We start from the raw sequence: 13,532 nt of genomic DNA, 5'->3' as shown, positions 1-13,532 counted from the left end.
TGCATGATTCGTTTTGAATCCGTCAGCAAGCGTTATGGCTCGCAATTCGAGGCCTTGCGTGACGTGAACTTTGAACTGCCCACCGGCGAGATGGCCTTCCTCACCGGCCACTCGGGTGCCGGCAAGTCCACCCTGCTCAAGCTCATCATGCTGATCGAGCGCCCGAGCAGCGGCCGCGTCATCGTCAACGACCGTGACCACGGCCAGCTCAAGGGGCGCCAGATCGCCCTCGCCCGCCGTGACATCGGCATGGTCTACCAGGACCACAACCTGCTCGACGACCGCAGCGTGTTCGACAACGTCGCGCTGCCGCTGGTGATTGCCGGCATGCCGCCGCGCGACATCCCCAACCGGGTCCATGCCGCGCTGGATCTGGTCGGCCTCAAGCACCGTGCCAAGGCCATCCCGCACGAACTCTCCGGCGGCGAACAGCAGCGCGTCGGCATCGCTCGCGCCGTGGTCGGCAAGCCGTCGGTCATTCTGGCCGATGAACCCACCGGCAACCTCGACCCGCAACTCGCGGTGGAAGTCATGAACATTTTCGAAGACCTGTCCCGCGTTGGCGTCAGCATTCTCGTCGCCACCCATGATCTGTCCATGATTGCCCGCTTCCGCCATCGCCTGCTCACCCTCAAGGCCGGACAGCTGGTCTCCGATGCGGAGGTGACGGCATGAACGCTCCTGTCGCCGCTCGCGGTGCCGCGCGCCAGCGCCGAACCTTTTCCGCCACGCTGCATCACTGGCTGATGCACCATCGCCGAGAAGCTGGGCAGAGCTTTGTGCGCCTGGCGCGCGCACCGTTCTCGACCCTGATGACCGTGATGGTGATGACCATCGCCCTGAGCATGCCGCTGGCCCTGGGCCTGCTGCTCAAGGACGCCCGCGAAGCCGCCAGTGACTGGGATGGCGATGCCCGCCTGTCCATCTACCTGAACGAGAAGGTGACGCCCGAAGTTCAGCAGACGCTGGTGGCCAAGGCCGAACAGCTGCGCGGTGTCGACGAGGTTCGCCTGATCACGCCGGAGATCGCGCTGGAGGAATTCAAGCAGCAGTCCGGCTACGGCCCGGCGCTGGAGCAGCTGGACAGCAATCCGCTGCCGGCCGTTCTTGAGATCTTCCCGAAAGACACCACCGACAGCGTCGCCATGAGCAATCTGCGTGACCAGCTGGCGCAGTGGCCGGAAGTCGAGCTGGCCGAGGTCGACATTGCCTGGGTGCAGCGCCTGCGCACCCTGCTGGATCTTGGCGAACGCCTGCTCTGGGCCATTGGTGGCGCCCTGCTGCTGGGCGCCCTGCTGGTGGTCGGCAACACCATCCGCCTCAGTATCGAGTCGCGCCGCGACGAGATCCGGGTGATCTCCCTGCTGGGCGGCACCCATGGCTTCGTGCGCCGGCCCTTCATCTACATGGGCGTCTGGTGCGGCTTCAGCGCAGGCATCTTCACGCTGATCTCGGTCAGTGTCGTGGTGGCTTGGCTGAACACCCCGGTCATGGCCATGGCCCGTCTCTACGGCAGCCAGTTCAGCCTGAGCTACCCCGATGTCGCCGCCGGTGCCGGCGTGATCCTGGTGGCCAGCCTGCTCGGCTTCCTGGGCGCCTGGGTGGCGGTCGGCCGCCATCTGCGCGAGCTGGAGCCGTGAACCGGATTCACCCTGTGGACAAGTCAACCGGCCGCCCTATCGCGCGTTGGCTGGAAACATGCTAGAACACCGCTCCCGCAGGGCGTCAGCCAGAGGCCACCGCCCTGCGCCGGTGCTATCATGAAAGAGTGACATCAAGCATTTCGACTAGCGTCGATGGAGGCACAAGACGATGAGTGACTGCCAGGCCTTGCAGCCTCTTGCAGTGACTGTTCCCGGCGTCAACCTGGGCTCGTACATTCAAGCCGTCAACAGCGTGGCCGTGCTCACGGCGGATGAGGAGCGCTCGCTCGCCGAACGCTTCCACCGCGACGAGGACCTCGATGCCGCCCGCCAGCTGGTGCTCGCGCACCTGCGCTTCGTGGTGCACATCGCCAAAGGCTATTCCGGCTACGGCCTGCCCCAGGCCGACCTTATCCAGGAAGGCAACATCGGCCTGATGAAGGCCGTGAAGCGTTTCGACCCGAGCATGGGCGTGCGCCTGGTTTCCTTTGCCGTGCACTGGATCAAGGCCGAGATCCACGAATACGTGATCAAGAACTGGCGCATCGTCAAGATCGCCACCACCAAGGCGCAGCGCAAGCTGTTCTTCAACCTGCGCTCGCTGAAGAAGGGCAGCCACAGTCTGACCCAGGCCGAAGCCGCCGCCATCGCCGAAGACCTCAACGTCAGCACCCGCGACGTGCTCGAGATGGAAGGTCGCCTGCTGTCCTACGATGCGGCACTGGACGGCTCGCCGGACGACGATGACGAACGCAGCAGCCAGGCGCCCATCCACTATCTGGAAGATCGCCGCTACGACCCGGCCGAGCAGCTTGAGGCCGCCGACTGGGAAGAGAACAGCACCTCGCGCCTGATGGCCGCCATGGGCGCACTGGATGCCCGCAGCCAGGCCATCCTGTCGCGGCGCTGGCTGGCCGAGGAAAAGGCCACGCTGCATGAGCTGGCCGCCGAGTACGGCGTCTCTGCCGAGCGCATCCGCCAGCTCGAGAAGAACGCCATGGACAAGATCCGCAGCGCGTTGCTGACCGCATGAACTGGGCCAGCCTGGCCGCGCTCAACCTGACGCTGGCAGTGATCACCGGCGCCTTCGGCGCACACGCGCTGAAGGTACGGCTGGCTGCCGAACAGCTGGCCTGGTGGCATACCGCTGTTGAGTATCACTTCATTCACGCCCTGGGTCTGCTCGCCATCGGCGTACTGGTGCGCAGCTGGCCGCTCAGTGCCAGCCCCGTGCCTGCCGGACTGGGCAGCAGTGCCCTCTGGCTGCAGATCGGGATTCTCATTTTCTCCGGCTCGCTCTATGCCATGGCGCTGGGCGCACCGCGCTGGTTCGGCGCCATCACCCCGCTGGGCGGACTGGCACTGATTGCCGGCTGGCTTTGGCTGGCCTGGACACTGGCACGGAACTGAGCATGAACATCCGCGTCAACGGCGACACCCTGACCCTGCCCGACAGCAGCACCCTGGCCGACCTGATCAGCCTTCAGGGTCTGGGCGGGCGCCGCATCGCCATCGAGCGCAACGGCGAGATCGTGCCGCGCAGCCAGCATGCCAGCTGCCTTCTGGCTGACGGTGACCAGCTCGAGATCGTCCACGCCATCGGCGGCGGCTGAGCATGGGCGCGGAGCTGCTGTCTCCCGACCTGTGGATCCCCCTGCTGTGCTGGCTCGGCGCCCTGCTGCTGGTCATCCTCGGTTTTGTCGGCATGGTGGTGCCGGCTCTGCCCGGCCCGCTGCTGGTGCTGGGCGGCCTGATGCTCGCCGCCTGGGCGGATGACTTCGGCCGGGTTGGCTGGGTCACCTTGCTGATCCTGCCCGGACTGGCGCTGCTGGCGATGGTGCTGGACGTGATCGCAGGCGCGCTGGGCGCAAAACGCTATGGCGCCTCGCGCGCAGCCATCACCGGGTCGCTGATCGGCGCCGTGGTCGGCATCTTCTTCGGTCCGCTCGGACTGCTGCTCGGCCCCTTTGCCGGCGCCGTCGCGGGCGAGCTGCTCAGCGGTCGCGGCGCCAGTCAGGCCGGCTTTTCCGGCTGGGGCGCCACGCTGGGCATGCTGCTTGGCACGGTGGCCAAGATCGCCCTGGGCGCAATGATGTTGGGAGTGTTCGCCGTGGCCTGGCTGGCCGGCTGAATCAGGTGCCGGGGCCGGCACCCACCCTGTCCAGCAGCACGCCCAGGCTCTCCGGCCGCTCCAGCAGATCGGCGGGCAAGGTCAGCTCCGCCAGGTCGGCATAGGCCTGCTCACGGGCTTCCAGCAACAGCGGATAGCAACGCCTTCTGGCATCGGACACGGACTCGCCAGGCCGTGGCTGCCAGGCATCACCCCAGATCAGCGGCTTGGGTTCGGCCAGATAGCGCGCGTACAGCTGCTCGCGCTGTGCCGGCGTGGCTTGCAGATGGATGACGCAGGTCTGCCGGCGCAACGCCTGCAAGACATCGGCACCGGCATGGATGACGCTGCCACCGGTGTCGATCACGCAGGGCGTGCCGGCATCCCTGGCCTGCAGCCGCGCCAGCACCTGGCGCATCACCTCGCGCTCCGCAGCCAGCAAGCGGGCGCTGTTATGCGGATAGCAGGCATCTCCCGGCTGACCCAGCCAGGTCGCGAGCCGGCGCAGGTCGGGGGCCTCGTCCTGCTGCGGAAACAGCCGCGAGGCAAGCAGCTGATCACAATCGATGACCTCGGCCGCGCAGGCGTCGCGCAAGCGGGCAGCCCAGCCGGACTTGCCGATGTTGGACATGCCGATCAGGCACAGCGGACGTGACCATGGATCTGCGGGCGGGCGGCCATCGCGCGTGGCGGGCACGGCTCAGAGACCCGGATCGAGGCGCTGCAGATCGCTGGCCAGATCGACCAGCAGGTTGCGCACGCCGACATCGCTTTCGCCGCGCCGCTCCCAGAGCCGCTCGATGTCGCGCGCACGGCGCCCGATGTCGTCATGACCGACCATGCCGGCGACACCGGCAATGCCATGCAGGCTGCGCTTGAGCTCCTCGCCCCAGACGGCGGCCTCCCGGGTGCGGCTGGTTTCCCAGGTCTGCAGGAACAGCGGCACGCGACTGGCCCAGAAATGGGCACGGAAATCCGCCAGCATCGCCTGCCAGGCGGCATCATCCACGGCATCGTCCAGCATCCTGACCACCTCGCCAAACACGGAGCCCGATTCTAGCCGAATTATCCGCCCGGGCTGCCATGACACTGCTGACTGCACTGACGCCACGCCTTTAGAATGCGTGCGGCAGACCAGCCCCGGAGCGGATTCATGACCATGGCAGCGAACACCCACGACACCTTCACCCTCGCCGGACGCACCTTCAGCTCGCGCCTGCTGGTCGGCACCGGCAAGTACAAGGACATGGACGAGACCCGTGACGCCATCGCCGCCAGCGGTGCCGAGATCGTCACCGTGGCCGTGCGCCGCACCAACATCGGCCAGAACCCGGGCGAGCCCAATCTGCTCGATGTGATTTCGCCGGAGCGCTACACCATCCTGCCCAACACCGCCGGCTGCTACACCGCCGAGGAGGCCGTGCGCACCTGCCGTCTCGCGCGCGAGCTGCTGGACGACCACAGGCTGGTCAAGCTGGAAGTGCTGGGCGACCAGAAGACCCTGTACCCGAACATGCCGGAGACGCTGAAGGCCGCCGAGACGCTGGTAAAGGAAGGCTTCGAGGTCATGGTCTACTGCAGCGACGACCCCATCGCCGCCCGCCTGTTCGCACAGATGGGCTGCGTCGCGGTGATGCCGCTGGGCTCGCTGATCGGCTCCGGACTGGGCATCGTGAATCCGTACAACCTGCGCATCATCCTCGAAGAGGCCACGGTGCCGGTGCTGGTCGACGCCGGCGTCGGCACCGCCTCGGATGCTGCCGTCGCCATGGAGCTGGGGGTTGCCGGCGTGCTCATGAACACCGCCATCGCCGCTGCCGGCAATCCGGTGCTGATGGCCTCGGCGATGAAGAAGGCGGTCGAGGCCGGCCGCGAGGCCTTCCTCGCCGGGCGCATGCCGCGCAAGCTCTACGCCAGCGCCTCCAGCCCGCTGGACGGCGTGGCCTTCCGCTGATCGTGCGCTAGCGCCCGTAAGGCACGGCCAGCAGATCCATCACGCCCAGCTCGTGGCGGAACAGGAAGACCACCGCCAGCAGGAAGCACAGGGCGCTGAACACGAAGAAGGCCCCCACGCCCGCCGGCACCGGTTCCGGCAGGGTCACGGTTTCACCGCGGCGCTGCAGATGGTCCGAGTACAGGTCGCATAGCGCCAGCACATAGACCGGACGCAGCAGCATCAGCACGACACCGGTCGCCAGCAGCAGCGGCACGGCCGCCCAGAAGTAGATGGTGTAGACGTGCTGGTAGACCGCCTCGCCACGCGGCACCAGGTCCAGGCGCATGAACATCAGGATGGCACCGGCATAGGCGGCGATGCCGACGATCCAGCACAGCGCGGAATACCCCGCGCGCAGACGGGCCACCTCGCCCAGGTTGTCTTTCACGAACACCACGGACTGACGCCCCGAGGTCAGCAGCCCGTTGCCGCTGACAATGCTGGGCAAGATGCCGGAAATGCCGAGCTTCCAGGCGTAGTAAAGCGCTTCGCTGGCCGCCTTTTGCGCCGCGCTGCGGCGGTCATTCTTGCGCGGCAGGCGCTTGAGGATCTGGTTCACGGTGATCCAGCCGTCTATCCAGTGGAATGCCCACAGCGGCCAGCTCTGCGGCAGCACCAGCTGCATGCAGTCGGCCACGGTCGACTCGCGCCCCTGCCGGTGCAGGAAGTGGGCGGCGCCCATGCACCCGGACAGGATGCCCAGCGGATACGCCGCAACGCCGACACAGAAGAATGACCAGGCCAGCAGCACCAGATCGGCCACCGAGCCTTTGTCGGACTCGGCGGCACTGCGCCAGACCTCCTCGGGGATCCAGTCCAGCATCTGCACCCAGAGCAGATAGGCCAGCGCGATCACCAGCCACTGCAGCAGGGCGAAAACGAGGATCTCCTTCTCGCGCAACGCCAGCATGCCAGCCTGTCCGACGCGTCCGAGAAAGCTGCCCACCCCGCCTGCCGGCGTGCTGGAGATGCCGGGAATTTTCGCGATCTCGTCACGCACGAAGGCGATCTGGTTGAAGGTGCCCATGCCGGCTCCTGTCTGTTCGTGGTCAGTCCGCGGTCAGTGGCGCCGGGGTGGGCGCCGCACTGTATCGGTCGAGAAAGGCCAGCGTTTCCGTGAACGCGCGCCGCGCCTCCGGCCGCTGCATCTCGAACTGGTATTCATGCGCCAGCGCGGGGGCGTCAGGCGCATGGAACCGCGTCTGCACCGGCACGCCCAACGCCTGCAGCGTTGACGCGAGCTCGCGCGACTGCGGCTCCAGCGGATCGGCGTTGCCGACGGAGACGAAGGCTGGCGGGAATGCCGGCGTCAGGAAGTTCACCACCGAAAACGGCCGGAAAGCGGGATCCTCCTGCCAGCCCTCGCGCCGGCCGCTGTAGCCGTGCAGCACGGAACGCAGGAACGCGCCCACCACGCCATCGAGACGGAAGGCGGCCAGGTCATACGGGCCGCAGTGAAGGATGACGGCTTTCAGCCGCTCGGGCGCCAGCGCGGGTGTCAGGCCAAGGGCACGGGCGTAGTCCGGCGACGTGATCGCGTTGGCAACCTGGGCGGCAATGCTGGCACCCGCCGAGTCGCCAGCCAGCACCACACGTCCGGGATCGACGGGATAGCGGGTCGCCGCCGCGTCCAGCCAGCGCAGGGCCTGGTTGACCTGGCGTGCTGGCGTCGGATGGCGCGCCTCCGGCGCCTTCGTGTAATTCACCGCCACCACCGCGTAACCAGCATCCGCCAGCCAGCGCGCATAGGGCGCGATCTGGCTGCTGTCACCAGACACGAAGCCGCCGCCATGAACCCAGACCACCACCGGACGCGGGCCCGGGTGACGGCCGTCCGCCGGTGGCAGGTAGAGATCCAGCACGCCGTCCGGGTCTTCCGGGGCATGCACGATGCCGGCATGGACAATGACACCGGGCGGGGCCAGTGCCAGCTGCTGCGGCAGGCTGCGCGACGTGCCCCAGTCAAACAGTACCCGCACCGCCAGCGAACCCGGCCAGGGGCTGAACATCGCCGCCAAGGCCAAGGCCGTCGTCAGTGCCAGCACAGCCGCGGCCAGCCTCCCCGCCCATCCGCTCATCCCGCCCTCCCGCCACTGTCATCCACGCGTGCCTGCTCACCCTAGCCCAGGCCAGAGGGCTACGCCAGCTGTGCTTGCCACAGGTCGTGACCAATCGGTCACATCATGGTACAACAGCCTCAGCGCCCTGCAGGAGACTGCCATGCCTGTCGCCATCAACACCCCGGGCCGGGTTCCGGCCACCATGCCCAATCGCCTAGCGCGAGCCGCCCTAGAGCTGGATCTGCCGCGTCAGCTGCGCCGACTGCGCCGGCGCCTTCAGCATCGCGATCACGCGGAAGAGCTGCGCGAGGCCGTGGCCGGCAAGCGTGTACTGATCACCGGAGCCTCCTCCGGGATAGGACGCGCCGTTGCTGGTCAGCTGCTCGCCGCCGGAGCCACCGTCATTCTGGTGGCACGCCGCGCTGATCGTCTGCAGGAGGTCGTCGAAGCATCCCGCGCATTGCCGGGACAAGCCCATGCCTACCCCTGTGATCTGACCCGTGAAGAGGACATCGCCCGGCTGGTGACCGAGGTCATCCGCGACCAGGGCGGCATCGACATCCTGATCAACAATGCCGGCCGCTCCATTCGCCGCAGCCTCGCAGACAGCAGCGAACGCCTGCATGACTTCGAACGGGTCATGCGCATCAACTACTTCGCCGTGGTCTGGCTGACCTCCCGGCTGGTGGAACACATGCGCCACCAGAGCGGCGGCCACGTCATCAATGTCTCGACCATGGGCACGCAGCTGCGCGGCACTCCCTGTTTCGCGGCCTACATGGCCTCCAAGGGTGCGCTGGACCAGTTCAGCGACAGTGTGGCCCCGGAAACCCTCAAGGATGGCGTTGTCTGGACCACCGTGCATCTGCCGCTGGTGAACACGGACATGATCACGCCGGCCGCCGCCGCCTGGCGGCACACGCCCACGCTGTCGCTGGCGAGCGGTGCCAGCATGGTGATCAGCGCGATCATCCGCCGGCCGCACCGGGTGGCCTCGCCGCTGGGCACGCTGGCCGGGAATCTCGACCGCCTGCTGCCGGACACCTTGCTGCGCCTGAAGGCACGGCCATATCGATGACCGGATGGCGTGACCCGGACGGCCGCTGCGCATACAATCGCAGCGCCTGACCCTGCCGAGCCGTGCCATGAGCGACACCCCTGCCCCGCGCCCGTTCACCGAGCGCATCAAGACCTTCATGCCACGCTCATCGCCGCTGAACACCTCTCAGCAACGCGGCCTCGACGAGTTCTCGGCGCGCTACGTGCTGAGCCTGGCCCGGGGACCGTTCGTGCAGGAGCAGGTATTCGGGCGGCAGGCCCCGCTGACGCTGGAAATCGGCTTCGGCATGGGCAAGACCTTGGTCGAGATGGCGCAGGCCGCGCCCGAGCGTGACTTTGTCGGCATCGAGATCCACAAGCCGGGCATCGCGCAGCTCTGCTTCGATGCCGGCACGCAGCAGGTGAGCAATCTGCGTTGCTACTGCGAAGATGCCGTGCAGGTGCTGGAGCAGGCGTTTGCCGACGGCAGCATAGACACCCTGCAGCTGTTCTTTCCGGACCCCTGGCAGAAAGCTCGACATCACAAGCGCCGTTTCGTGCGGCCTGACCTGATCGCGCTGGTACGCCAGAAGCTGCGTATCGGCGGCCGCTTCCACATGGCCACCGACTGGCAGCCGTATGCCGAGTGGATGCTTGAACATATGGAGGCCGCGCCCGGCTTCCGCAATGCCTGGCAGGCAGGCCAATACCATCCGCGACCGGACTGGCGCCCGCTCACCAAGTTCGAGCAACGCGGCCAGAGACAGGGCCATGGCGTATGGGATCTGATTCATGAACGCATCGACTGAAACAGCGACGTCCGCTGCGGCCGAGTCCCGCCTGTTTCGTGGCGGCATCAGCGACTGGGCGCTTTTCCTGCTCGCGGTGATATCGCTAGGCCTGCTCACCTGGGCCTCGTTCAACCGCCTCACCACAGACCAGTTTTTCTGGGTGCGCGTCATCGACAGCGCCATCTGTCTGGTGTTTGCCATCGAGCTTGCACTGCACTGGCGACAATCAGGCTGGAATGCGGCTTATGTGAGGCGCAACTGGTATGCCACGCTCGGAATCATCCCGGCTGCGCACCCCGTGGTGTTTGCCGAGCCGCTGGTGGTTCTGGTGCTGCTGCTGATCCGTCTGGCCCGGGCACTGGACCGCGTGCTGGGCTCGGGCTTCACCTGGCGGCTGCTCAACCGGCTCAAGGAGCTGGTGGTCAACGCCATCAGCGGCGTGGTCACCATTGCCGTGCTGAATGAGGTAGCCGATGTGCTGGCCAAGGGCACCTTCACGCGAAACATCTCGCGGGCACTGGCAGAGAACCAGAACGAGCTGCGTGCCATGGTGATGGAGAAGCTGCGCGAGGACCCCCAGACCGGCAAGCTCGCCTGGGTGCCCTACCACAACGAGATCGCGGCATCGGTGATCGACACGGTGCTGCGCGTCACCGAGGAAATCCTGAAGGATCCGCGTACCGACGAGCTGGTTGCCGACCTGCTGCGAGAGAACATCAACCAGTTGCGCTCCTCGGTGGAAACCGTCCACCGCGACGACCCCATCGTCAACCCGCCGGTCGAACGCTCCGCCAACGTGTGAGCCACTGGTCGAGCTGGTTGGCGAAGTTCTGCTTGTCCGCTGGTGACAGCGGCGGCGGACCGCCACGCACCATGCCGGCATCGCGCAGATCGCTCATCAGATCCCGGATCGCCAGACGCTGACCGATGGACTCCCTGGTGTGACGCTGGCCACGCGGCCCGACCGCCGCTGCGCCCAGCTTCACCACCTCCGAGGCCAGCGGAATGTCCTGGGTGATGACCAGATCCGCCGCAATGACATGCTGGACGATGTAGTTGTCCGCGACATCAAAGCCCGGCGGCACCTGCACGGCATTCACCGGCAGCCCGGCCGGCAGGCGGATGGCCTGGTTGGCGACAAAGGTGATGCGCACGCCGGTACGCTCGGCGGCACGCAGCAGAATCTCCCGCACCGTGAGCGGGCAGGCATCGGCATCCACCCAGATCTGTCCCTCGCGCTCCGGCATGGTCATCAGTCCTTGCGCACCCAGTGCGGCGGCACGGTGTCGGCGAAACCCGGCAGGGCCTCGATGCGACCGCACCAGCCGTCAATCGCCGGGAAGCGGTCACGCTGCAGGCTCGCCAGCTCGGGCACGCCACCCTTCTTCTCGACCACGATCCAGGCACGCCAGAAGAAGCGCAGCACCGGATACAGGCGCAGGTCCGCGACGCTGAGGTCGCTGCCGGCGAGGGCATCATGGCCCGCCAGCACGGCCTCGACCTTCTCCAGCTCGGCGAGCGCCGCCGGGATGGCACGACGGACAGCATCCTGGCCAGCCTCGTCCCAAGGCTTGAAAAAGACCTGCATGGGAATCGGGAACAGGGCCGGCTCGAGGTAGCTCATCACCGACGACAGCGCCTCCATCACGCGGGCACGGGCCAGGGCCCCGGTGCCGAACAGCGGTGGCTCGGGCTGCAGGGCATCGACATAGGCAAGTATCGCCAGCGACTCGGTGATCACGGCATCGCCATCCACCAGCACCGGCACCTTGCCGCGCGGATTCAGCGCCAGAAACTGCGGCGTCTTGTGCTCGCCCTGACTCATGTCGAGCCGGCGCGACTCGCAGGACAGCCCCTTGCAGGCCAGCGCCAGCATCACGCTCCAGGCAAACGGACTGCCGCTCGCCCAGTACAGGGTCAGTGCCATGTCATGCTCCTTGCGCACGGGCGCAATCAATCCGGAAGAAAGGCCTCGATGACCTGGTTCAGGTAGCGCTGCCCCAGCGGGGTGGCCACATACCGCTGGCTATCGTCAGCCAGCAGGCCCTTGCGCTGCAAGTGGCTCACCGTGGCCGCCAGCATGTCGTCGTCGCGGCCGCAGCGCGCCGGCCAGAGCGCGCGCGGCACGCCCGCGATGAGCCTGAGCCCGTTGAGCATGAACTCGAAAGGCAGCTCGGCCTCGGCAATGGCCTCGCAGCTGGCGCGAAAGGCAGCGGACTCGCCACCGCGAACGGCATCATGCGCCGCAAGGTAGTCACGCGGGGTGCGCGTCTTGCTGGTGCGCAAGATCGTGAGGCTGCCGTCGTCTGCCGTCCGGGTCAGCTTGCCGTGCGCGCCGGCACCAATGCCCAGATAGTCGCCGAACTGCCAGTAATTGAGGTTGTGACGACACTGATGCCCGCGCCGGGCATAGGCCGACACCTCGTACTGGAGGTAGCCCTCGGCAGCCAGCAGCGCCTGCCCCGCCTCCTGGATATCGGCAAGCACATCCTCATCGGGCAGTACCGGCTGCTGCCGGTAGAACACGGTGTTGGGCTCCAGCGTCAGCTGGTACCAGCTGATGTGCGTCGGCGCCAGCGCGATGGCCTGGCGCAGGTCATCCAGCGCCTGTGCCAGGGTCTGGCCCGGCAGGCCGTGCATGAGGTCGAGATTGAAGGTGGTGAAGCCGGCAGCACGTGCGGCATCGGCAGCACGCAAGGCCTCGGCACCGCTGTGGATGCGGCCCAGCGCCAGGAGCTGATCCGGCTGGAAGGTCTGCACGCCGATCGACAGGCGGTTGATGCCGATCGCATGGTAGCCCGTGAACAGATCCTGCTCCACGGTGCCGGGATTGGCCTCCAGGGTGATCTCGATGTCGGCCACGAAGCGCAGACGCTGGCGCAGACCGTCAAAGAGCGCGGCATAGCCTGCCGGCGAGATCAGCGACGGCGTGCCGCCACCGATGAACACGGACACGATGTCGCGCTCGGCCACACCGGGAAACGTGGCCAGATCCTGGTCCAGATCGGCAAGCAGGGCAGCGATGTAGCCGGCCTCCGGCAGCGACTCGCCGGCAGCATGGGAGTTGAAGTCGCAGTAGGGGCATTTGCGCACGCACCAGGGCATGTGCAGGTAGAGCGCCAGCGGTGGCAGACCGTCCGCAGCCTGCGCCCGGAAGACCTCGCTCACAGGCCGGTCTCGGCCCAGCGCGCGCGCAGCTGCAGAAGCGCCCGGCCACGATGACTGAGCTGCGCCTTGCGGTCGCGCGGCAGCTCGGCACTGGTGAGACCGCCCTCGCCCGGCACCAGGAACAGCGGGTCATAGCCGAAGCCCTGGGCGCCCGCCGGGGCGAGCGCGATTTCACCCTCCCAGAGGGCCTGGCAGAGTACCGGCAGCGGATCGTCGGCATGGCGCACGAAAGCCAGCACGCAGACGAAACGGGCCGCCCGCGCCGGACCGGCCGGCACGGTGTCCAGCGCCGCCAGCAGCTTGGCATTGTTGGCCGCGTCACCCGCCGGCAGGCCGCTGACCGGATCCAGCGCGTAGCGCGCGGAATAGATGCCGGGCGCGCCCGCCAGGGCATCGACCACCAGTCCGGAATCGTCCGCCAGCGCCGGCAAGCCGGTCAGGCGAGCAGCGTGACGCGCCTTGAGAATGGCATTCTCGACAAACGAAAGGCCGGTCTCGTCGGCGTCCGGCACGTCGAACTGCTTCTGCGACAGCACCTCGACGCCGGCATCGGCGAGCAGCGCCTGCAGCTCCTTGAGTTTTCCGGCGTTGCCGGTGGCGAGCACGAGCTGGCTCATGGTGTAACGTACTCCTTGCAGTGGCGCGCAGGCGGGGGCAGGCGGGCAGACGCGCCGTGGATACATCCCTGTAGGCTCGGCTCGGCATCCCTGCCTCGCACGGTCTGCC

At 67.2% G+C, this 13,532-nt stretch carries 18 protein-coding genes; 10 read left to right on the top strand and 8 right to left on the bottom strand.

The annotated features are described in order from the left end of the window. The first annotated feature begins 3 nt into the window (after window positions 1-3). The 6 genes from ftsE (at window position 4) to F595_RS0102610 (ending at window position 3,774) form a co-directional block, all read left to right on the top strand. Window positions 4-675 carry a cell division ATP-binding protein FtsE gene (ftsE, locus tag F595_RS0102635; RefSeq protein WP_022955321.1) on the top strand — a complete coding sequence of 224 codons (672 nt, stop codon included), beginning with the start codon at window positions 4-6 and terminating at the stop codon, window positions 673-675. Continuing rightward, window positions 672-1,640 carry a permease-like cell division protein FtsX gene (gene ftsX / locus F595_RS0102630; protein WP_022955320.1) on the top strand — a complete coding sequence of 323 codons (969 nt, stop codon included), beginning with the start codon at window positions 672-674 and terminating at the stop codon, window positions 1,638-1,640. Before ftsE ends, ftsX begins: the two co-directional genes overlap by 4 nt. Before the next feature lie 172 nt (window positions 1,641-1,812). Beyond that, window positions 1,813-2,676: an RNA polymerase sigma factor RpoH gene (gene rpoH / locus F595_RS0102625; RefSeq protein WP_022955319.1), complete on the top strand. Its 864-nt coding sequence runs from the start codon at window positions 1,813-1,815 to the stop codon at window positions 2,674-2,676. After that, window positions 2,673-3,053 (top strand): DUF423 domain-containing protein, encoded by a 381-nt coding sequence (locus F595_RS0102620; protein WP_022955318.1) that lies wholly within the window; start codon window positions 2,673-2,675, stop codon window positions 3,051-3,053. The genes rpoH and F595_RS0102620 overlap by 4 nt, the downstream gene beginning before the upstream one ends. A 2-nt stretch (window positions 3,054-3,055) precedes the next feature. Further along, window positions 3,056-3,256 carry a sulfur carrier protein ThiS gene (gene thiS / locus F595_RS0102615; protein ID WP_022955317.1) on the top strand — a complete coding sequence of 67 codons (201 nt, stop codon included), beginning with the start codon at window positions 3,056-3,058 and terminating at the stop codon, window positions 3,254-3,256. A 2-nt stretch (window positions 3,257-3,258) separates the two neighbouring features. After that, window positions 3,259-3,774 (top strand): DUF456 domain-containing protein, encoded by a 516-nt coding sequence (locus tag F595_RS0102610; protein ID WP_022955316.1) that lies wholly within the window; start codon window positions 3,259-3,261, stop codon window positions 3,772-3,774. 1 nt (window position 3,775) lies between these two features. Here the strand turns inward: F595_RS0102610 and F595_RS0102605 are convergent, their stop codons facing one another. Both F595_RS0102605 and F595_RS0102600 read right to left on the bottom strand, forming a co-directional pair. Then, entirely contained in the window at window positions 3,776-4,384 is a 609-nt protein-coding gene (locus tag F595_RS0102605; protein ID WP_022955315.1) for an AAA family ATPase, read from the bottom strand. Window positions 4,385-4,453: 69 nt separating this feature from the next. After that, window positions 4,454-4,777 carry an Hpt domain-containing protein gene (locus tag F595_RS0102600; RefSeq protein ID WP_156873772.1) on the bottom strand — a complete coding sequence of 108 codons (324 nt, stop codon included), beginning with the start codon at window positions 4,775-4,777 and terminating at the stop codon, window positions 4,454-4,456. A 135-nt stretch (window positions 4,778-4,912) separates the two neighbouring features. Here F595_RS0102600 and F595_RS0102595 point away from each other — a divergent pair, with 135 nt between their 5' ends. Then, complete coding sequence (locus F595_RS0102595; protein WP_407635944.1) at window positions 4,913-5,707, top strand: thiazole synthase; 795 nt, start codon at window positions 4,913-4,915, stop codon at window positions 5,705-5,707. A gap of 7 nt (window positions 5,708-5,714) precedes the next feature. On the opposite strand, the gene F595_RS0102590 is transcribed toward F595_RS0102595, so the two are convergent. Both F595_RS0102590 and F595_RS12380 read right to left on the bottom strand, forming a co-directional pair. Next, window positions 5,715-6,776, bottom strand: coding sequence for a hypothetical protein (locus F595_RS0102590; RefSeq protein WP_022955312.1), 1,062 nt, complete (start codon window positions 6,774-6,776; stop codon window positions 5,715-5,717). A gap of 22 nt (window positions 6,777-6,798) precedes the next feature. After that, entirely contained in the window at window positions 6,799-7,827 is a 1,029-nt protein-coding gene (locus F595_RS12380; protein ID WP_022955311.1) for an alpha/beta hydrolase, read from the bottom strand. 142 nt (window positions 7,828-7,969) lie between these two features. Between F595_RS12380 and F595_RS12375 the strand changes: the two genes are divergently transcribed. The 3 genes from F595_RS12375 to F595_RS0102570 all read left to right on the top strand — a co-directional run bounded on the left by F595_RS12375 (window position 7,970) and on the right by F595_RS0102570 (window position 10,440). Beyond that, window positions 7,970-8,887, top strand: coding sequence for an SDR family NAD(P)-dependent oxidoreductase (locus F595_RS12375; RefSeq protein ID WP_022955310.1), 918 nt, complete (start codon window positions 7,970-7,972; stop codon window positions 8,885-8,887). Between the two features lie 67 nt (window positions 8,888-8,954). Next, window positions 8,955-9,656, top strand: coding sequence for a tRNA (guanosine(46)-N7)-methyltransferase TrmB (trmB, locus tag F595_RS0102575; protein ID WP_022955309.1), 702 nt, complete (start codon window positions 8,955-8,957; stop codon window positions 9,654-9,656). Continuing rightward, a complete protein-coding gene (locus tag F595_RS0102570; protein ID WP_022955308.1) occupies window positions 9,640-10,440 on the top strand; it encodes a hypothetical protein in 801 nt (266 codons plus the stop codon). The genes trmB and F595_RS0102570 overlap by 17 nt, the downstream gene beginning before the upstream one ends. On the opposite strand, the gene F595_RS0102565 is transcribed toward F595_RS0102570, so the two are convergent. Genes F595_RS0102565 through rdgB form a run of 4 tightly spaced genes read right to left on the bottom strand, consistent with a single transcriptional unit; the run spans window position 10,406 to window position 13,423 of the window. After that, window positions 10,406-10,891 (bottom strand): YaiI/YqxD family protein, encoded by a 486-nt coding sequence (locus tag F595_RS0102565; protein ID WP_022955307.1) that lies wholly within the window; start codon window positions 10,889-10,891, stop codon window positions 10,406-10,408. The two genes, F595_RS0102570 and F595_RS0102565, sit on opposite strands and share 35 nt — an antisense overlap. After that, window positions 10,891-11,565, bottom strand: coding sequence for a glutathione S-transferase family protein (locus F595_RS0102560; protein WP_026913152.1), 675 nt, complete (start codon window positions 11,563-11,565; stop codon window positions 10,891-10,893). The genes F595_RS0102565 and F595_RS0102560 overlap by 1 nt, the downstream gene beginning before the upstream one ends. 26 nt (window positions 11,566-11,591) lie before the next feature. Next, window positions 11,592-12,806: a radical SAM family heme chaperone HemW gene (gene hemW / locus F595_RS0102555; protein ID WP_022955305.1), complete on the bottom strand. Its 1,215-nt coding sequence runs from the start codon at window positions 12,804-12,806 to the stop codon at window positions 11,592-11,594. Then, on the bottom strand, window positions 12,803-13,423 hold the full coding sequence (gene rdgB / locus F595_RS0102550; RefSeq protein ID WP_022955304.1) for an RdgB/HAM1 family non-canonical purine NTP pyrophosphatase: 621 nt from the start codon (window positions 13,421-13,423) through the stop codon (window positions 12,803-12,805). Before rdgB ends, hemW begins: the two co-directional genes overlap by 4 nt. Window positions 13,424-13,532: the final 109 nt, after the last annotated feature.

Source organism: Perlucidibaca piscinae DSM 21586, from assembly GCF_000420045.1.
GTDB classification, from domain to species: Bacteria; Pseudomonadota; Gammaproteobacteria; order Pseudomonadales; family Moraxellaceae; genus Perlucidibaca; species Perlucidibaca piscinae.
This window is presented reverse-complemented; position numbering and strand designations above follow the sequence as displayed.